Origin of the sequence: Rhodanobacter ginsengiterrae (genome assembly GCF_050026815.1) — a bacterium.
GTDB classification, from domain to species: Bacteria; Pseudomonadota; Gammaproteobacteria; order Xanthomonadales; family Rhodanobacteraceae; genus Rhodanobacter; species Rhodanobacter ginsengiterrae.
In genome coordinates this window covers 26,021-41,647 of the sequence record NZ_JALBWO010000038.1, presented here as the reverse complement: position 1 = coordinate 41,647, position 15,627 = coordinate 26,021, and the positions used below count along the sequence as shown (strand labels likewise).

Annotated in this window: 13 protein-coding genes and 1 pseudogene; 2 read left to right on the top strand and 12 right to left on the bottom strand. The window is 64.4% G+C overall.

The genetic code is table 11. From position 1 onward, the window contains the following. Positions 1 to 201: 201 nt before the first annotated feature. The 5 genes from ACQGNJ_RS02465 to ACQGNJ_RS02445 all read right to left on the bottom strand — a co-directional run bounded on the left by ACQGNJ_RS02465 (position 202) and on the right by ACQGNJ_RS02445 (position 4,846). The gene (locus tag ACQGNJ_RS02465) at positions 202 to 972 is read right to left on the bottom strand and encodes a DUF2971 domain-containing protein (RefSeq protein ID WP_426687644.1); all 771 of its coding nucleotides are present in this window, start codon (positions 970 to 972) and stop codon (positions 202 to 204) included. 180 nt (positions 973 to 1,152) lie between these two features. Then, positions 1,153 to 2,166, bottom strand: coding sequence for an NADP-dependent oxidoreductase (locus ACQGNJ_RS02460; RefSeq protein WP_426687643.1), 1,014 nt, complete (start codon positions 2,164 to 2,166; stop codon positions 1,153 to 1,155). Between the two features lie 57 nt (positions 2,167 to 2,223). Then, positions 2,224 to 3,012, bottom strand: a complete 789-nt coding sequence (locus ACQGNJ_RS02455; RefSeq protein WP_426687642.1) for an SDR family oxidoreductase — start codon at positions 3,010 to 3,012, stop codon at positions 2,224 to 2,226. Between the two features lie 27 nt (positions 3,013 to 3,039). Further along, positions 3,040 to 3,810, bottom strand: coding sequence for an SDR family oxidoreductase (locus tag ACQGNJ_RS02450; RefSeq protein WP_426687641.1), 771 nt, complete (start codon positions 3,808 to 3,810; stop codon positions 3,040 to 3,042). 103 nt (positions 3,811 to 3,913) lie between these two features. Continuing rightward, the gene (locus tag ACQGNJ_RS02445) at positions 3,914 to 4,846 is read right to left on the bottom strand and encodes an alpha/beta hydrolase (protein WP_426687640.1); all 933 of its coding nucleotides are present in this window, start codon (positions 4,844 to 4,846) and stop codon (positions 3,914 to 3,916) included. Between the two features lie 186 nt (positions 4,847 to 5,032). Between ACQGNJ_RS02445 and ACQGNJ_RS02440 the strand changes: the two genes are divergently transcribed. Both ACQGNJ_RS02440 and prmC read left to right on the top strand, forming a co-directional pair. After that, positions 5,033 to 9,220, top strand: coding sequence for a hypothetical protein (locus ACQGNJ_RS02440; RefSeq protein WP_426687639.1), 4,188 nt, complete (start codon positions 5,033 to 5,035; stop codon positions 9,218 to 9,220). Continuing rightward, positions 9,213 to 10,034: a peptide chain release factor N(5)-glutamine methyltransferase gene (gene prmC, locus ACQGNJ_RS02435; protein WP_426687638.1), complete on the top strand. Its 822-nt coding sequence runs from the start codon at positions 9,213 to 9,215 to the stop codon at positions 10,032 to 10,034. Before ACQGNJ_RS02440 ends, prmC begins: the two co-directional genes overlap by 8 nt. Before the next feature lie 6 nt (positions 10,035 to 10,040). On the opposite strand, the gene ACQGNJ_RS02430 is transcribed toward prmC, so the two are convergent. From ACQGNJ_RS02430 to dxs, 7 genes and pseudogenes are all read right to left on the bottom strand, one after another. Beyond that, complete coding sequence (locus ACQGNJ_RS02430; RefSeq protein ID WP_426687637.1) at positions 10,041 to 10,403, bottom strand: DUF7957 family protein; 363 nt, start codon at positions 10,401 to 10,403, stop codon at positions 10,041 to 10,043. Between the two features lie 22 nt (positions 10,404 to 10,425). Further along, positions 10,426 to 10,596: pseudogene (locus tag ACQGNJ_RS02425) on the bottom strand (transposase); the annotation flags it as partial. 91 nt (positions 10,597 to 10,687) lie between these two features. Then, positions 10,688 to 10,999 carry an immunity protein Tsi6 family protein gene (locus ACQGNJ_RS02420; protein ID WP_426687636.1) on the bottom strand — a complete coding sequence of 104 codons (312 nt, stop codon included), beginning with the start codon at positions 10,997 to 10,999 and terminating at the stop codon, positions 10,688 to 10,690. 153 nt (positions 11,000 to 11,152) lie between these two features. Further along, on the bottom strand, positions 11,153 to 11,614 hold the full coding sequence (locus tag ACQGNJ_RS02415; protein ID WP_426687635.1) for a hypothetical protein: 462 nt from the start codon (positions 11,612 to 11,614) through the stop codon (positions 11,153 to 11,155). Positions 11,615 to 11,656: 42 nt separating this feature from the next. Beyond that, a complete protein-coding gene (locus ACQGNJ_RS02410) occupies positions 11,657 to 12,157 on the bottom strand; it encodes a hypothetical protein (protein ID WP_426687634.1) in 501 nt (166 codons plus the stop codon). Between the two features lie 13 nt (positions 12,158 to 12,170). Continuing rightward, positions 12,171 to 13,493: a DUF6861 domain-containing protein gene (locus ACQGNJ_RS02405; protein WP_426687633.1), complete on the bottom strand. Its 1,323-nt coding sequence runs from the start codon at positions 13,491 to 13,493 to the stop codon at positions 12,171 to 12,173. Between the two features lie 142 nt (positions 13,494 to 13,635). Next, positions 13,636 to 15,528 (bottom strand): 1-deoxy-D-xylulose-5-phosphate synthase, encoded by a 1,893-nt coding sequence (dxs, locus tag ACQGNJ_RS02400; protein WP_426687647.1) that lies wholly within the window; start codon positions 15,526 to 15,528, stop codon positions 13,636 to 13,638. Positions 15,529 to 15,627 lie beyond the last annotated feature (99 nt).

Sequence of the window (15,627 nt, the reverse complement as noted above, 5' to 3'; positions counted from 1 at the left end):
AGGAGGGCATCTACGCGCTCTACTTTGCCCACCATCGACTGATGGAAATTGACCTGGGTAAAACGGCCTAAACTGTTACCCATGTCCTGGTACATGTGTCACCCATGTCTCCGGTCCATACAGCCACGCAAAGAGAAAGTAACTCGCGCGCCGAAGGCGCACGAAAGCTCTTGCTTTTTTATGCCGTATATCGCACGCCGGTCAGTCACCAAATGTTACGCGATCAAACGCGAGATCATATGTATGGGTTTCGCGTCGAGCGCACCATATTTCAGTGTGAGGAAAGGCGTGACGAATGAGTGGCTGCAAATGATTTTTCGTAGTCTGACTCGTCTTGCAGCCAAAATAGACTGCGTGCAACTCTTCCATGGCAAACGGTACATCCTCGTACGGCTTTCCAGGTTCCCGGCCTTGGCCGGACTGTACGCGCCATTCCTCCTCATAACGCCACTCCGCAGCCTTTGTATAAACCATACGATCAAATATTGCATCGTCAATTCCTGACTCACCAGCGAGCAATGCAGAAAGCTCGGCTGCTTCAGCAAATTGCGGGGCTCGTTCGCTGTAATGAATGGGCTTAGCTACCTTGTACGGGCTGTCGAGCCCATCAATGTTGCGGAATTCAAGAACCAAGCCAGCGTGAGACTCCGCGTAATGCGACCACATCAAGATGCTGTCTTTACGTGCGCTGAAACAGATAACCTTTGATGTAGACAGAGGCCCCCTAAGTTCATCGCAGAACTTCTTTGTGGCTCCCTGCAATTTGTCCAGAGATTTAAGTATGGCGGGGCGAAAATGCTCATCTAACCCATGACGTCCCATCGCAAAGAATACATTTCTATTCTGATCGAGTAGCTGTGCAACTGGGCTCTCTGAGGGGGCGGCGTCGCCATCAATGCGGCGCCACATCAGTTCCAGAGTGCGCGCAGCAACTTCATCTCGATCAACCTCGATGCCCAAATCAATTTGCATGTCTGATGGATCATTGAAGTTGGGGCATGTGGTCCATCGAAGAGTTCGGCCGGCTAAAACAGCTGTGGCACCGGCAACAGACAAATACTTAAAGTACGAGTCAAGCATCGCCTTTCCCCAAGAGGCTTGAGCAAATGTGCTCTTTCATATTTGTTACCTGGCGAAGTGACAAAATATTGATCAGGCCTGCGGGTCCACCCGCAACACCAGCTTCCCCCGATGACTCCCGTCAAACAACCGATTGAGCACCTCCGGTGCATTCTCCAACCCCTCCGCCACCGTCTCCTCGGTCTTCAACTTGCCCTCGCGAATCCACCCCACGATGGCGCCGACGGCTTCCTTCGTCTTCGTGTAGTCGAGCACCAGAAACCCGCGCATGCTGAGTCGCTTCATGATGAACGGGCCGAAGTCGTCGCTTGGCTTTTCGCCGCTGTTGTAGCCGGAGATCAGCCCGCACAGCGCCACGCGCCCGCCGATCACCATGCGTGACAGCACCGCGCGCATCACTTCGCCGCCGACGTTCTCGAAGTTCACGTGGATGCCGTCGGGGGTGGCGGCCTTGAGTTGCTGCTTGAAGTCGGCCGCCTTGTAATCGACGCCGGCGTCGAAGCCGAGCTCGTCGACGAGATGGCGGCATTTGTCCGCGCCGCCGGCGATGCCGACCACGCGGGCGCCCTGGATCTTCGCGATCTGGCCGGCGATCGAGCCGACCGAGCCGGCGGCGGCGGAGACCACCACGGTTTCGCCAGGCTGCGCCGGGGTGATGTCGGTCATGCCGTAGTAGGCGGTGACGCCGCTCATGCCGGCCGCGCCGAGCAAGGTCGGCAGCGGGATGCCGGGGTCGGCGGGGAGGCATACGTAGCCCTTGGCGTCTTCGTGCAGCAGCAGATAGTCCTGCCAGCCGGTGACGCCCTGCACCAGATCGCCTTCGCGGTACTTCGCCGACCGCGAGGCCACCACGCGGCCCAGTCCCAGCGCGCGCATGACCTCGCCGATCGCCACCGGCGGCAGGTACTGCGGGACGTCGCGCATCCACACGCGCTGGGTGGGGTCCATCGACAGGTACAGCACCTTCACCAGTACCTCGCCGTCCTTGAGTTCGGGTACGGGCTGCTCGACCAGATCGAAATTGTCGCGCTGGACGAGGCCGTCGGGGCGGGTCTTGAGGCGCAGTTGGCGGTTGATCAGGGACATGATGTTTCTCCGGGGAATAGGGGGTGGCGCAAGCGTCGCGGGTGTGCGGCGGGACGGCTAGACGGCCGAAGCGCCGCCGTCGACGCGCAGCTCGGCAGCGGTGACGTAGCGGCTCTCGTCGGAGGCCAGGTAGAGCACCGCGTACGCCACGTCATCAACCTCGCCAAGGCGTTTCAGCGGCACGCCACGGGTCAGTTTGCGCACCGCCTCCTGCTCGCCGAGCTGCGCGAAGAACGGCTCGACGATGCCGGTGCGGATGAAGGCCGGGTGCACCGAGTTGCAGCGCACGTCGACCTGCTGGCGTGCGCAGTCGACGGCAATCGACTTGCTCAGCGATGCCACGGCCGCCTTGGAGGCGTTGTAGACGGTGTAGTCGGGATCGACCTTGAAGGCAGCCAGCGAGGAGATGTTGATGATCGAGGCGGGCTGGTGCTGCTTCAGCAATGGCAGGGCGTACTTGCAGCCGAGGTAGATGGCCTCGACGTTGACGCTCATTACCCGCGCCCACTCCTTCGGCGTGAGGCTCTCGACGCCGCCGATCGCACCGATGCCGGCGTTGTTGACCAGCACCGACAGGCCATCCATCGAGCCCTCCGCTTCGGCCAGCACACTCTGCCAGCGTGCCTCGTCGCGCACGTCCTGGGCGGCCGACCAGGCCACCGTGCGGCCGTGCTCGGCGTTGATTGCGCCGGCCACGGCATAGACCGCCTCTTCGCCGATGTCGGTGAGGAACACCAGCGCGCCGTGGCGGGCCAGCATGCGGGCCGTGGCGGCGCCAAGGCCACCGGCGGCGCCGGTGATGAAGGCCTTCTTGCCGGCGACGCGATGGGCGGAAATCCTGGTCATGGGGAAGCTCCGGGCATGGGCGGGGGATCAGACACAGAGGTAGCCACCGTCCACGTTCAGTGTGCTGCCGGTGGTGTACGACGACGCCGGCGAGGCCAGGTACAGCACCGCGCCAGCCATCTCCGACGGCTGCGCCACGCGCCGCATCGGCACGTGCGCCAGCGCCTGCTTGAGGATGGCCGGGGTGTTGACCAGCACCGAGGCGAACCGGGTGTCGGTAAGCCCCGGAAGCAACGCGTTGCAGCGTACGCCCGCTTCGGCGCACTCGACCGCGAAGGCCTTGGTCATCGAGATCACCGCCGCCTTGGTGATCGAGTAGATGCCCTGCTGGAAGCCCGGCACCACGCCGTTGACCGAAGCCACGTTGATGATCGAGCCGCCGCCGCGCTTCGCCATCAGTTTTGCGCCGTGGCTGCACATGTAGAAATAGCCGCGGATGTTCACGTCCACCGTCTTCTGGAAGATCGCCGGATCGGTTTCGGTGATCGGTCCGAAATAGGGATTGGTGGCGGCGTTGTTGACCAGCACGTCGAGACGGCCATGCTGCCGCTCGACATGGGCGAACAGCGCGGCGATCTGTTCCAGCTCGCCGATGTGGCAGGCAAACGCCTCGGCCGATCCGCCGGCGGCGGCGATCTCGTCAACCACACTCTGGCAGTCAGCCTGCTTGCGGCTGGAGAGGATCACGTGCGCCCCGTGGGCGGCGAGCAGGCGGGCGATCTCCGCACCGATGCCGCGGCTGGCGCCGGTGACGAGGGCGATCTTGCCGGAGAGGTCGAACAGGTTGGCTGTGGTCATCGCGTGGATTCCGGAGGATGGCGCGCATCGAGCGCCGATGGCGGTCACGCCCGATTGTGACCCATCCGCACGCGTGTCGGCACGGCGGCCGCGCGCCCGCTGCTCAAGGGGAGGCTGTGGCCGCGGTGCGGGCAACCCCGGCATGTTGCAGGATGAAGCGCACGCTGTCCTCGAGAGCACTCGATTTCCCGCGAAACGGCCGCGACAGCGACAGCAGGATCGCCGCGTGGCCGATGTCCGGATACAGCTTCAGCTCGACCGGTTCGCCTTCGCGTTGCAAGGCTGCCGCCAGCGATGTCGCGTTGCGCGGCCACACCACCTTGTCGCTGCTGCCCTGCATCAGCAGCATCGGCGGTTCGTCGCCATCGACGTAGTGCACCGGTTGCGAGCGCAATTGCGCTGCATGCGTGCTGCCGAACATGTCGATGAAATCGGGATCGGTCAACGGCAGGAAATCGTACGGTCCGGCCAGGCCGATGAAGCCGTCCAGTTGTCGTGGCTGCATGCCCACGCCGGCCAGCCAGTGCGCATCGGTGGCCAGCAGCGCGCCGATGTGGGCGCCGGCCGAGTGGCCCATCACGAACAAGCGGGCGGGGTCGCCACCATAGCCGGCGGCGTGCGCGTGGGTCCACGCCACGGCCTGCGCCGCGTCCTGCATGAAACCCTCCAGGCGAACGTTCGGCCACTGGCGGTAGTCGGGGATCACCACCACCATGCCGCGCTGCGCCAGCGCCTCGCCGGCCCAGCGATACCACTGCCGCCGGCCGGATTTCCAGCTGCCACCGTAGAAGAACACCACCACCGGCGCATTGCGCGCATCGCGCGGGCGATAGACATCCAGCGCCAGATTGTGCGCCGTAGCGTAGGTCACGTCGTGCTGCACGACCACCCCGGATGCGCCGGCGCTGGCGTTGAGGCCGCGGAACAAGGTGGCCTGGCACCCGCCGAGCAGGCTGCTGCCGAGCAGCAACAGCAGGGTGCCGAGCACGCTGCGGCGGGGAGGCGGTGACCTGGTTGGGGAGCTTTGCGGCGACATGCGGATTCCTGTGCGGGCGGGCGATGTGGGCAGTGCAACCCCTTCGCCCCGCGCGCTGCGTTGCATGTAGCGGAGGGCAGTCACTGATACCTACGGGTCAGGGCCGCCAGAGGATGCAGGCGCCGATGTATGCCTGCCGTGTTCCACCTACACTGTGCCGGCCAGCAGGCACACAGGGAGAAAGGCATGCGTCGTCGATCGCCGGGATTGTCGGGTTTCGTTTGGCTGGGTGCCATGTGGCTGTTGCTGGCGACACCGCTGCCGGCACAGCAGATTCCGCCGGAGCTGCAGGCGTGGCAGGGCTGGGTTCTGCACGATGTGCCGCAGCACGACTGTCCGTTCCTTGCCAACCAGGCGCCGAATGCCGGCAGCTGGCAGTGCGCCTGGCCAGGTCGGTTGACGCTGGATGCTGACGCCGACGGCGGCCGCTTCAGCCTGGACGTGCACGTGGACGCACCCAGCTGGGTGGCACTGCCGGGCGATGCGAAGAGCTGGCCGCAACAGGTCAGCGCAAACAATCAGCCGGCCACCGTGCTGGAGCGCGACGGTGTGCCGATGCTGTGGCTGCCAGCTGGTGATTATCAATTGCGCGGCAGCCTGCCGTGGACGGCGCGGCCGTCGCGCTTGCCGGTGCCGGTGGCCATCGGCCTGGTGGCGCTGCGCGTCGATGGCGCGGTGGTGAACCGGATCGAACGCAACGGCAGCCAGCTCACCCTGGGCGAGGCGGCCGCCGCGCAGCGCGCCGCCGACGCGCTGTCGCTGCGCGTCTATCGCCGGCTGGCCGACGGCCTGCCGGCCACGTTGCAAACGCAGCTGCAATTCAACGTCACCGGCAGCGCGCGCGAGCAGGCGCTCGGCCCGGTATTGCCCGCGGGCTTCGTGGCCACGGCGTTGTCCGGTGATCTTCCCGCCCGGCTGGAAAAGGATGGGCAATTGCGCGTGCAACTGCGCCCGGGCCAATGGACCGTCACCCTCGACGCGCGCAGCCTCGCACCGCTGCACAAGGTGGCATTGAAGTTGCCGGCGGCGCCGTGGCCGCGCCAGGAAGTGTGGAGCTACGACGACGATCCGGCGCTGCGCAGCACCCGGGTGGAGGGCAACGCCACCGACGCGGCGCAGGCCGGCGTGCCCGGCGAATGGCGTGAGTTGCCGGCGTTCGTGCTGGACGACGGCGCTGGCCTGGCGATCGAGCAGGGCACGCGCGGCGACGAGGGTGGCAAGGGCGACCAACTGCACCTGCAGCGCGAGCTGTGGCTGGATTTCGACGGCGGCGGCCTCAGCGTGGTCGATCGCCTCGGCGGCGAACTGCGGCATCACCAGCGCCTCGATGTGGTGGCACCGTGGCAACTGCAGCGGGCCAGTCAGGCGGGCGAGCCGCTGCTGATCAGCAAGGGCGAATCCGGTCGCAGTGGCGTCGAGTTGCGCGACCGGCAGCTCGAACTCGACGCCGGGCTGCGCCTGCCCGGTCATGCCGGCGCGATCCCCAGCACCGGCTGGCAACTGCCGCTGGAACGCATCGACGCGACCTTGCATCTGCCCCACGGCTACCGCCTGCTCGGCAGCACTGGCGTGGATCGTTCGCCCGATTCGTGGGTCGGGCAATGGACCTTGCTCGACCTGTTCGTGCTGGCCCTGATCGCCCTGCTGGCCGGGCGTCTGCTGGGCTGGCCGTGGGCGCTGCTGGCAGCCGGCTACCTGGCGCTGGCGCAGCACGAAAGCAGCGCACCGTTGTGGACACTGGCGGTCACGCTGGCACTGGCGTTGCTGCTGCGTGCGTTGCCGGAAGGCCGGCTGCGCTCGGCCGCGCGCGCGGCTGCGTTGGCAATCTTCGCGCTGGCCTTGCTGTGGACGCTGCCGTTCGCCGCGACGCAATTGCAGTACGCCTTGCATCCGCAGCTGGAGGATGGGAATCAGGGCCGGATCGTCTCGGCGCAGTACATGGCGCCGGAGATGGAGGGCAACGAGGTTGCTGGCGCGCCGAAGCAACCACCGCCGAAGATCATCCGGCAGATGGCGCCGCCACCTGCTGCGCCAGCGGCGGCCAAGGTCGATGAAATGTCGACGACCGTCACGGCCGATGCCTTGCCGGCATTGGAAGCGAACCAGCGGATATCCGGGGGCAGAGTGAGCGCGAGCGAACTGGCGCGGTATCCAGTGGCGCGGCGAGGGCAGTCCATCGCGGGACAAGCGAATCGCCAGTTGGACAGCCGCAACGTGACCCAGGCCGGCGCCGGTACGCCGCATTGGGATCAGGGCAACAACTACCGGCTCGGCTGGTCCGGTCCGGTGACGCCTCAACAGAGCACGCGGCTGGTGATTGCGCCGGCGTGGCTGGTGCGCCTGCTGCGACTGCTCATGGTCGGCGCGTTGGCACTGCTGCTGGCGAAGCTGGTGCCGCCGCTGCTGTCGCCCTGGCGTGGTCGCTGGCGGGAATGGCGCGGTGGCGGCGCGGTGAGCGCGCTGCTGCTGGCCATCGCACTGCTGCCGGTGGCCGGACACGCGCAGAACCTGCCCAGCCCGGAACTGCTCAATCAATTGCGCGACCGGCTGACCGAGGCGCCGACATGCGCGCCAGCCTGTGCCGTGGTGGCGCAGGCGCAAGTGCGCGCCAGTGGCGATGCGCTCGAGGTGGAACTGGAAGCGCATGTCGGTGCTGCCGTCGCGTTGCCGCTGCCGCAGACCGACGATGCACTGCAGTTGCTCGATGTGACTGCGGACGGGCATGCCGACGCGCCGCTGAGTCGTCGCGGCGACCAGCTGCTGCTGCGGCTGGATCGCGGCGTGCACCGGGTCAGCCTGCGCTACCGCATCGGCACCTCGGACAACGCCAGCCTGCGTTTTGTGCTGCGCCCGCAACGGGTCGTATTCAGCGGCCAAGGCTGGTCGCTGGCCGGGGTCGACGACGGCCGCCTGCTGGGCGACAGCCTCGCCCTGCAACGCGTGCGCGTGGCTGGCGATGGCAAGGACGCGGCGCCGGCGCAGAATTTTCCGCCGTACGTGCGACTGACCCGCCGCCTGGGTCTGGGCCTCGACTGGACCGTCGAGAATACGGTCGAACGGATCGCGCCGAGGGATGGTGGCTTCAGCGTCAGCCTGCCGCTGCTGCCGGGCGAGCACCCGCTGGGTGACGACGTGCTGGTGAAGGATGGTCGCGTCAATATCACCTTCACTGCGAACAGCGCGGTGGCGCATTGGAGCAGCCGCCTCGATCACGCGACCACGCTGACGCTCAAGGCGCCCGTTCTGGGCGAACGGGCCGAGGTGTGGGAAATCCAGGCGGCGCCGATGTGGCATGTGGATGCCAAGGGCGTGCCGACCAGTGCCAGCGATGATGGCCTGCTGTACCAGCCACTGCCCGGCGAGAACCTGCAGTTGGCCTTCAGCCAGCCGGTGGCGCTGGTTGGCGACAGCCTGGCGTTCGATGCCGTGCAGGTGATCAGCCGGGTGGGCGAGCGCGCCACCGAAACCACGCTGGGCCTGCACGCCCGCAGCACGCGCGGTGGCGAACATGCGATCACCCTGCCGCCCGGGGCGGAGTTGCTCGATGCCAGCCGGGATGGCGAGCCGATCAACCTGGCCGTGCGCGACGGCGCGTTGAGCCTGCCGCTGCTGCCGGGTGAGCACGACTACAGCGTGCGCGTACGCCAGTCGCAGGGTATCGGGGTGCGCACGCAGGCACCCTCGTTCGCCCTGCATGCACCGGTGGCGAACATCGACCTCAACCTGAACCTGCCGCAGGACCGCTGGGTGCTGTGGACTTGGGGCCCGACCACCGGACCGGCCGTGCTGTACTGGTCGCAGCTGGTCGTGTTGCTGCTTGCCGCGTGGCTGCTGGCGCGGTACGCGCCCACGCCGCTGCGCTTCCGCCATTGGCTGCTGTTGGGGCTGGGCTTCTCCGCGTTCGCCTGGAGTGCCTACGCGCTGGTGGTGCTGTGGCTGATCCTGCTGGGCCTGCGTGCGCGCCACGCCATGCCGGAATCCTCGGGCAGCCCCCGCTTCAACCTGATGCAGCTGGGGCTTGCGCTGCTGACCCTGTTGGCGCTGGTGGTCTTGATCGGCGCGGTGCCGAAGGGCCTGCTCGGCCTGCCCGACATGCACGTGGCCGGCAACGGCTCGCATGCCTGGGGCCTGCGCTGGTTCGCCGACCAGAGCGCCGATGCGCTGCCGGGCGCCGGCGTGCTCAGCGTCTCGCTGTGGTACTACAAGCTGGCGATGCTGGCCTGGGCGCTGTGGCTGGCCAATGCGTTGATCGGCTGGCTGCGCTGGGCATTCGACGCGTGGACGCGCGGTGGTTACTGGTGCAAGCCAGCGCCGAAACCCGGCGTGACACCGCCGCAGTTGCCGCCCTCGACCACGGAGCCGCCGCGTGGCTGATCTGCGCAGCGTGCTGGCTGATGCCACGACAAGACTCGGCGAACGCGTCGACGCCGAGCTGCTGTTGCTGCACGTCCTGCAGCAGTCGCGCAGCTGGCTGTTCACCCACGTCGACGACGAGCTGACGACGGACGTCCAGACGGCTTTTTATGAGCTTGTCGCGCGGCGCGAAGCAGGCGAGCCGGTGGCCTACCTCACCGGCCGCCGCGGCTTCTGGACGCTGGACCTGGAGGTGACCCCGGCCACCCTGATTCCGCGCCCGGAGACCGAGCTATTGGTCGAGCTTGCGTTGCAGCGACTGCCCGAAAAGGTGCCTGTCGACGTGGTCGACCTGGGTACCGGCAGCGGCGCGATCGCGCTGGCGATCGCCAGCGAACGCCCGCAGGCACGAGTGATCGCCACCGACACCAGCGCCGCCGCACTGGCAGTGGCAAGGCGCAACGCGCAACGCCACCACCTCGACAACGTCACCTTCGTGCATGGCGATTGGCTGGCACCATTGGCCGGCCAGCGGTTCGACCTGATCGTTTCCAATCCGCCGTACATCGAAGCTGCCGACCCGCACCTGGTGCAAGGCGATCTGCGCCACGAACCAGCCAGCGCACTGGCCTCGGGTGACGACGGCCTGGACGACATCCGCCGCATCCTCGTCGACGCCCGTCACCACCTGCACCCCGGCGGCTGGCTGTTGTTCGAGCACGGCTGGAACCAGGGCTCCGCCGCCCGTGCAATGCTCGCAGCGGCCGGCTATGCCGAGGTGTTCACGGCGCAGGATCTGGAGTTGCGTGATCGGGTGAGCGGCGGGCGGTGCTGATCGTCGCTACCACGGACGGCCTTCACTTTCACCCGCATCGACGTTCCCGGTTCTCTGGTCGACTACGTAGTCGACGCCGATCCATGTGCCGGCAATTAACTGGCGTCCACGTTTTATGACGTGCGTATAGGGTTTAGGCCACTCGTCGCCTCCATGTGGCGCTTCTTGAATAGTCCAGACGAGTTTCGCGTTTTGGTCGAATGCCAGCACGTTTCGGTTCATGGATTTGTCACCCGAGCCATGCGTTTTACCATCATCTATACGAACAATGACAAGATCATCCACGGCCAGTACTTCCACAATGTTGGCGTTCATAAAGGCTTTGTGGCCATTGATATCGAGTATTTTCTCTAGGTAAGCAATAGACATGTCATGGACTCCCGCCTATGGGCGAGCGCTTCCCGGCACCGATATATCTGGCATCAGCGTGGACGTTATTCTCCTTGCCATACAGCAGCTTGTCCACCTCAACCACATCGGCAATGTTTGCTGCTGTCGTGATGACCGTGTGGACGAAGCCCGATTCCACATCCACGCCGATGTGCGCCTTCATGCCGAGGTACACCGCAAGAAGTGTTCGAGCTGTCGTTCAAACGCGCTGCGCTTCGGAGTTGAATCAGCCTCCGAACTCCGTTATAGCGGTGCTCAATGCACTATTCGGCATGCTTGAAGTCGAAGTCCGCCTGCATGAGCGCGTTGGCGAATTCGGGATCCGTGTCATCGAGCTCCTTGGCCGCCATGAGGCCGATATCGACCCATTCGCGGCTCGCTGAAAATGGCCGGAATGGGTAGCCGAGTTCCACTATCATGCGAGTCAGTTGCTCGTTGGCGTGGACGTAGATTCCGTAATCGGAGTTCTTCGCCAGGCGAACAGCAAGCAATGCCAAGGCGTTCCTGATTGATGCCAAGGCTTCATCGCGCCAGATCGTGGGGCAGCATTCTTGCGGTATGCGGGAGCGATTCATCAGAACAGAGCGGCCTCGTCATCATCGCTAATGAAGCCGTGTATTGCCGGACTATGCGGCATCCTTACGTGGCTTTGCATCAATTCATTGATCATTTTTGACGAGCACAAGAAGGGTGAGAGCTGCATGCGATTAGCCATGAATTTTGTGTGGCTATAATCCAAGACCATGCATAAGTGCTCGTTCTCTGGAAAGATATTCGTCGTAAAACGGTTTGTTGTCAGTCCTTATTTTATGGCCAAATTTCGAGGTAAATTCAAGGATTTGCCCGACAGCTACCTTGACATAAAGGTATACCCCACTGGGTCTGACGGATGGATTACCTTTGCCAGTGTCGAGATGATATATCTCCTTGATTTCAGAAAGCTCCTTCATGTCGATGTCGAACTGTTGCTCGTCCAATATCCGGGCAGACAGCCCTATTTCGAATTTCTGCCCGTTATTGCTGATGTGGGCGGCTATGGATGGCTGGTAGCCATTTTCAGTGGATATCGTCAGAGAATACGTTTCGCCTGACATGGTCACCTGGTACTCGCTATCACTTTCAATGACAAGATTCAGGCTTGCGAAATCGCGAAGGACGGCCTTGATGATTGTTCCGTATGGTTCTATCACTTGGGGTGGTGCATTTCAGAATTTAACTCGCCGGTCGATTATCTATGTCACAGGTTTCCACACGATCTTTTTCAAGTCCCATGTCGATGGGTCGTAACTTGCTTCATAGATTGGTGCGGCATCATAGGGCTTTCCCGGTAGTTTGCGGTGCACCTGAATGTGCAAGATGGCATCGTCACCGCTTACCGTGACGCCATAGAACGAAAATTTGTCACCTGCCGTGAAGAATTTTGAGCTTCGGTAGGGATTAACGATGCGTCGAAGCAGTTCGTTCTTGGCATCCAGGACGACAACGTTATCGGAACCATAGTGCTCTTCACTCTGGAGAACGGCGATGCTGCCGCCATCGGGCATAAGGCACGCAGTCAATGTGTCGCAGTCATCAATCGGTCGTGTGAATATTTGCCCGTCGCTCTCCCATTCGTACGCTTTTGGTTGGTACTCCGGGTCGTTTATTTGCTGAAGCAGTGGTATGTCGGGAAGGAATTCGCCCACTCCGGTTTTGATGCCGTTGTTTAGAATGTAAACAAAGTTGTGGATCATGCGCCTGATTTCTCTATGGTCGTGGTAGTGGCGTAACTTTGACGAGTTTGAGTACGCTTCGTCGCACTGATGGGGCTACGTCCAGGTAGGTTTGCTGCCCGCCGCCTGCCAGCACCCCTTGAGGGCCGGCCGTACCTTCGAGCACGCGAAGTGGTTTCACGGCTTGTAGCTCAATTTGGTATTGGATGCCGTTGGGTTTGAAGCCACCGGGGCCACTCGTAATGCCCATGCGCTCGAGGCCCTGCGATTGAGTTGAGAAACTATCCGGGGAGCCCCAGCCACCGAGGCCGAACGGCGATTTCAGGTTTTGCAGCTGCCCCAGTTGTTTACTGTCGACTAGCATGTTGACTTTTTCACCGGGTGACATGATGCGATCTGTCACCTGCGTTCCGGCCTTGAATGGCGGATGGGCTGGGTCGGCAAATCCGCGATCAAACAATTCGGTGTTGGCATCTTTGGCTGAGCGGTACTTGATGGTGCCACGGAATGCGGGCTTGTCCGCGGTTACCGGGGTTGGCTTGCTTGCAGCGGGCGGGCGTGGACGTTGTGTCGGATTGGTTCTTGGCTTGGCGGGAGGCGGCGGATCTTCTAAAGCGTTGGCTGCTTTTGGTTGCAGCCGCGGCTCCGCCTTCAGCTTCCCCTCATTCCTCACCATCCACTCAGCGAACTTCGGTCCCATCCTACTGCTGCGGACGCCTTCGGCCAGTTGGCCCATGTCGCCGCGGCCCTTGGCCAGGTAGGCGACGATGCCCATCAACAGGAGGACGAACATGGCGACGTGGGCACGGGCGATCTTTTCGGCGGCGTGCCGGATCGCGAAGGCGTCGATGCGAACCGGTTGCTGGGGCAGCGGTGGCGCCGTGGCGGCGGACCAGGCCAGGCGGATGCCATCCCAGTAGGCGCGGGCGATGTCGGGCATGTCCCGGACGATGTATTCGCTGAGTGCTTTGAGCCCCATGAAGATGAGGATCCATTCGCCCATCTGCGCGCCGGCTGCTGCGCCAATGGCGATCCCCGGAACGGCGCCGACGCCCACGCCGAAGACGCCGCCAGCGACGCCGCCGATGAGTGCGCCGCCACCGGTGGTGGTGAGCATCACGATCAGGCATTGGCGCAGCACTTCGACGATGTCGTTGACGACTTCGTTGAGGTCGAGGTGCTGGAAGTCGCGAAGAATGCGGTAGACCGCGAGGCCTTCGGAAAGCTTGAGGGCAAGTTGCAGGCAGTCGGCGCGGGCCGAGATGAGTCTGGCTTGGCCACGGACGCTGGAGACCTGTCGGCCTGCCCAGTGCTCAAACTGGCTCCATGAGCCCTGTATCGACGTCGCCAACGTCATCGCAACTCCTTCCGTGGAGATTTCTGGTCACGGCGAAGCTTAGTGCAACGCAGGTCCCGCCTGAGTCGGGGTTTGTACGATGTTGCCGACCAGCGCCGATGATGTGCGCCGGATCACATTCGGGGTCGTACCCGGTGACGCGTCAGCCGGCGCTGGCCACGTTGACGGCGCAGAACTGCGGGAAGCGCGCATGGATCGCGTGGCGGATGCCGGGCAGATCCAGGCCGGCCATGCTCAGCACTTCCTCGCGGCTGCCGTGTTCGAGGTAAAGGTCAGGCAGGCCGAGGTGCAGGATCGGCTGGGTGATGCCGCGGGCGGCCAGGCATTCGGCCACGGCCGAGCCGGCGCCGCCGGCGATCGCGTTGTCTTCCAGCGTGACGAAGGCGTCGTGGGTCTTCGCCAGTTCCACGATCATCGCCTCGTCCAGCGGTTTGACGAAGCGCATGTTGACCAGGGTGGCGTCGAGTTCGGCGGCGATCGTGGTGGCGGCAGGCAGCATCGCGCCGAAGCTGAGCAGGGCCAGGCCGCGGCCGCGACGACGCAGTTCGCCCTTGCCGATCGGCAGCGTGTCGAGTTGCTGGTTGATGGCGACGCCGGGCCCGCTGCCGCGCGGGTAGCGCACGGCGGCGGGGCCGGCGTATTCGAAGCCGGTGGAGAGCATCATGCGGCACTCGTTCTCGTCGGCGGGCGCCATGATCACGAAGTTCGGCAGGCAGCGCAGGAACGAGAGGTCGAAACTGCCCGAATGGGTGGCGCCATCGGGACCCACCACGCCGGCGCGGTCGATCGCGAAGGTGACGTCGAGGTTCTGCAGCGCCACGTCGTGGATCGCCTGGTCGTAGGCGCGCTGCAGGAAGGTGGAGTAGATCGCCACCACCGGCTTGGCGCCTTCGCAGGCCATGCCGGCGGCCAGCGTCACCGCATGTTGCTCGGCGATCGCGACGTCGAAATAGCGGTCGGGATATTCCCTGGAAAAACGCACCAGGCCGGAACCTTCGCGCATCGCCGGGGTGATCGCCAGCAAGCGCGGGTCAGCCGCGGCCTGGTCGCACAGCCAGTCGCCAAAGATGTCGGTATAGGTGGGCTTGGCCGGCGCGTTCTTCTTCACCAGGCCTGCCTGCGGATCGAACGGCCCCACCGCGTGGTATTCGATCTGCGCCTGTTCGGCCGGGGCGTAGCCCTTGCCCTTGGTGGTGATCACGTGCAGCAGTTGCGGGCCGGACAGGCTTTTCACCGTGCGCAGCGCCTGCAGCAGTTGCGGCATGTTGTGGCCGTCGATCGGGCCGGTGTAGTGGAAGCCCAGTTCCTCGAACAGGGTCGAGGGCACGAACATGCCCTTGGCGTGTTCTTCCCAGCGCTTGAAGAAGCGGCCCATGAAGGACTGCTTCGGAATCGCCCGCTTGGCCCGTTCACGCAACTGGTTCAGGCGGCGGCTGGCCATCGCGCGCGCCATCATCTTGGTCATCGCGCCCACGTTCTCGCTGATCGACATGCCGTTGTCGTTGAACACCACCAGCATGTCCGGCTCGACGTCGCCGCCGTGGTTCAGCGCTTCGAAGGCCATGCCGGCGGTCATTGCGCCGTCGCCGATCACCGCCACCACCTTGCGATGGTCCCCCCGGCGCTGCGCGGCAATCGCCATGCCCAGTGCGGCCGAAATCGAGGTGGAGGAGTGGCCGACACCGAAGGTGTCGAACTCGCTTTCCTCGCGCCGCGGGAACGGCGCCAGGCCATCCTTTTTCTTGATGCTGGTGATGCGGTCGCGGCGGCCGGTGAGGATCTTGTGCGGGTAGCACTGGTGGCCCACGTCCCACACCAGGCGGTCACGCGGCGTGTCAAACACGTGGTGCAGCGCAACGGTGAGCTCGACCACGCCCAGGCCCGCGCCGAAGTGGCCGCCGGAACTGGCCACCGACTCGATCAGGTACCGGCGCAGTTCGTCGGCAACGGCCGGCAGCTCGTCGTCGGGGACGCGGCGCAGGTCGGCCGGTGCTTCGATGGCCGCCAGATGGGGGTAGCTGGAGAGGTCGTTCATCTGCGTATTGTTGGCCCAGCGGCAGGGCGGGGCAAGGGCGGGCATGTGAACGCCAGCTGGCAGCCGGTCTGCACGCCGCGCACACGCACGCCAGATGAC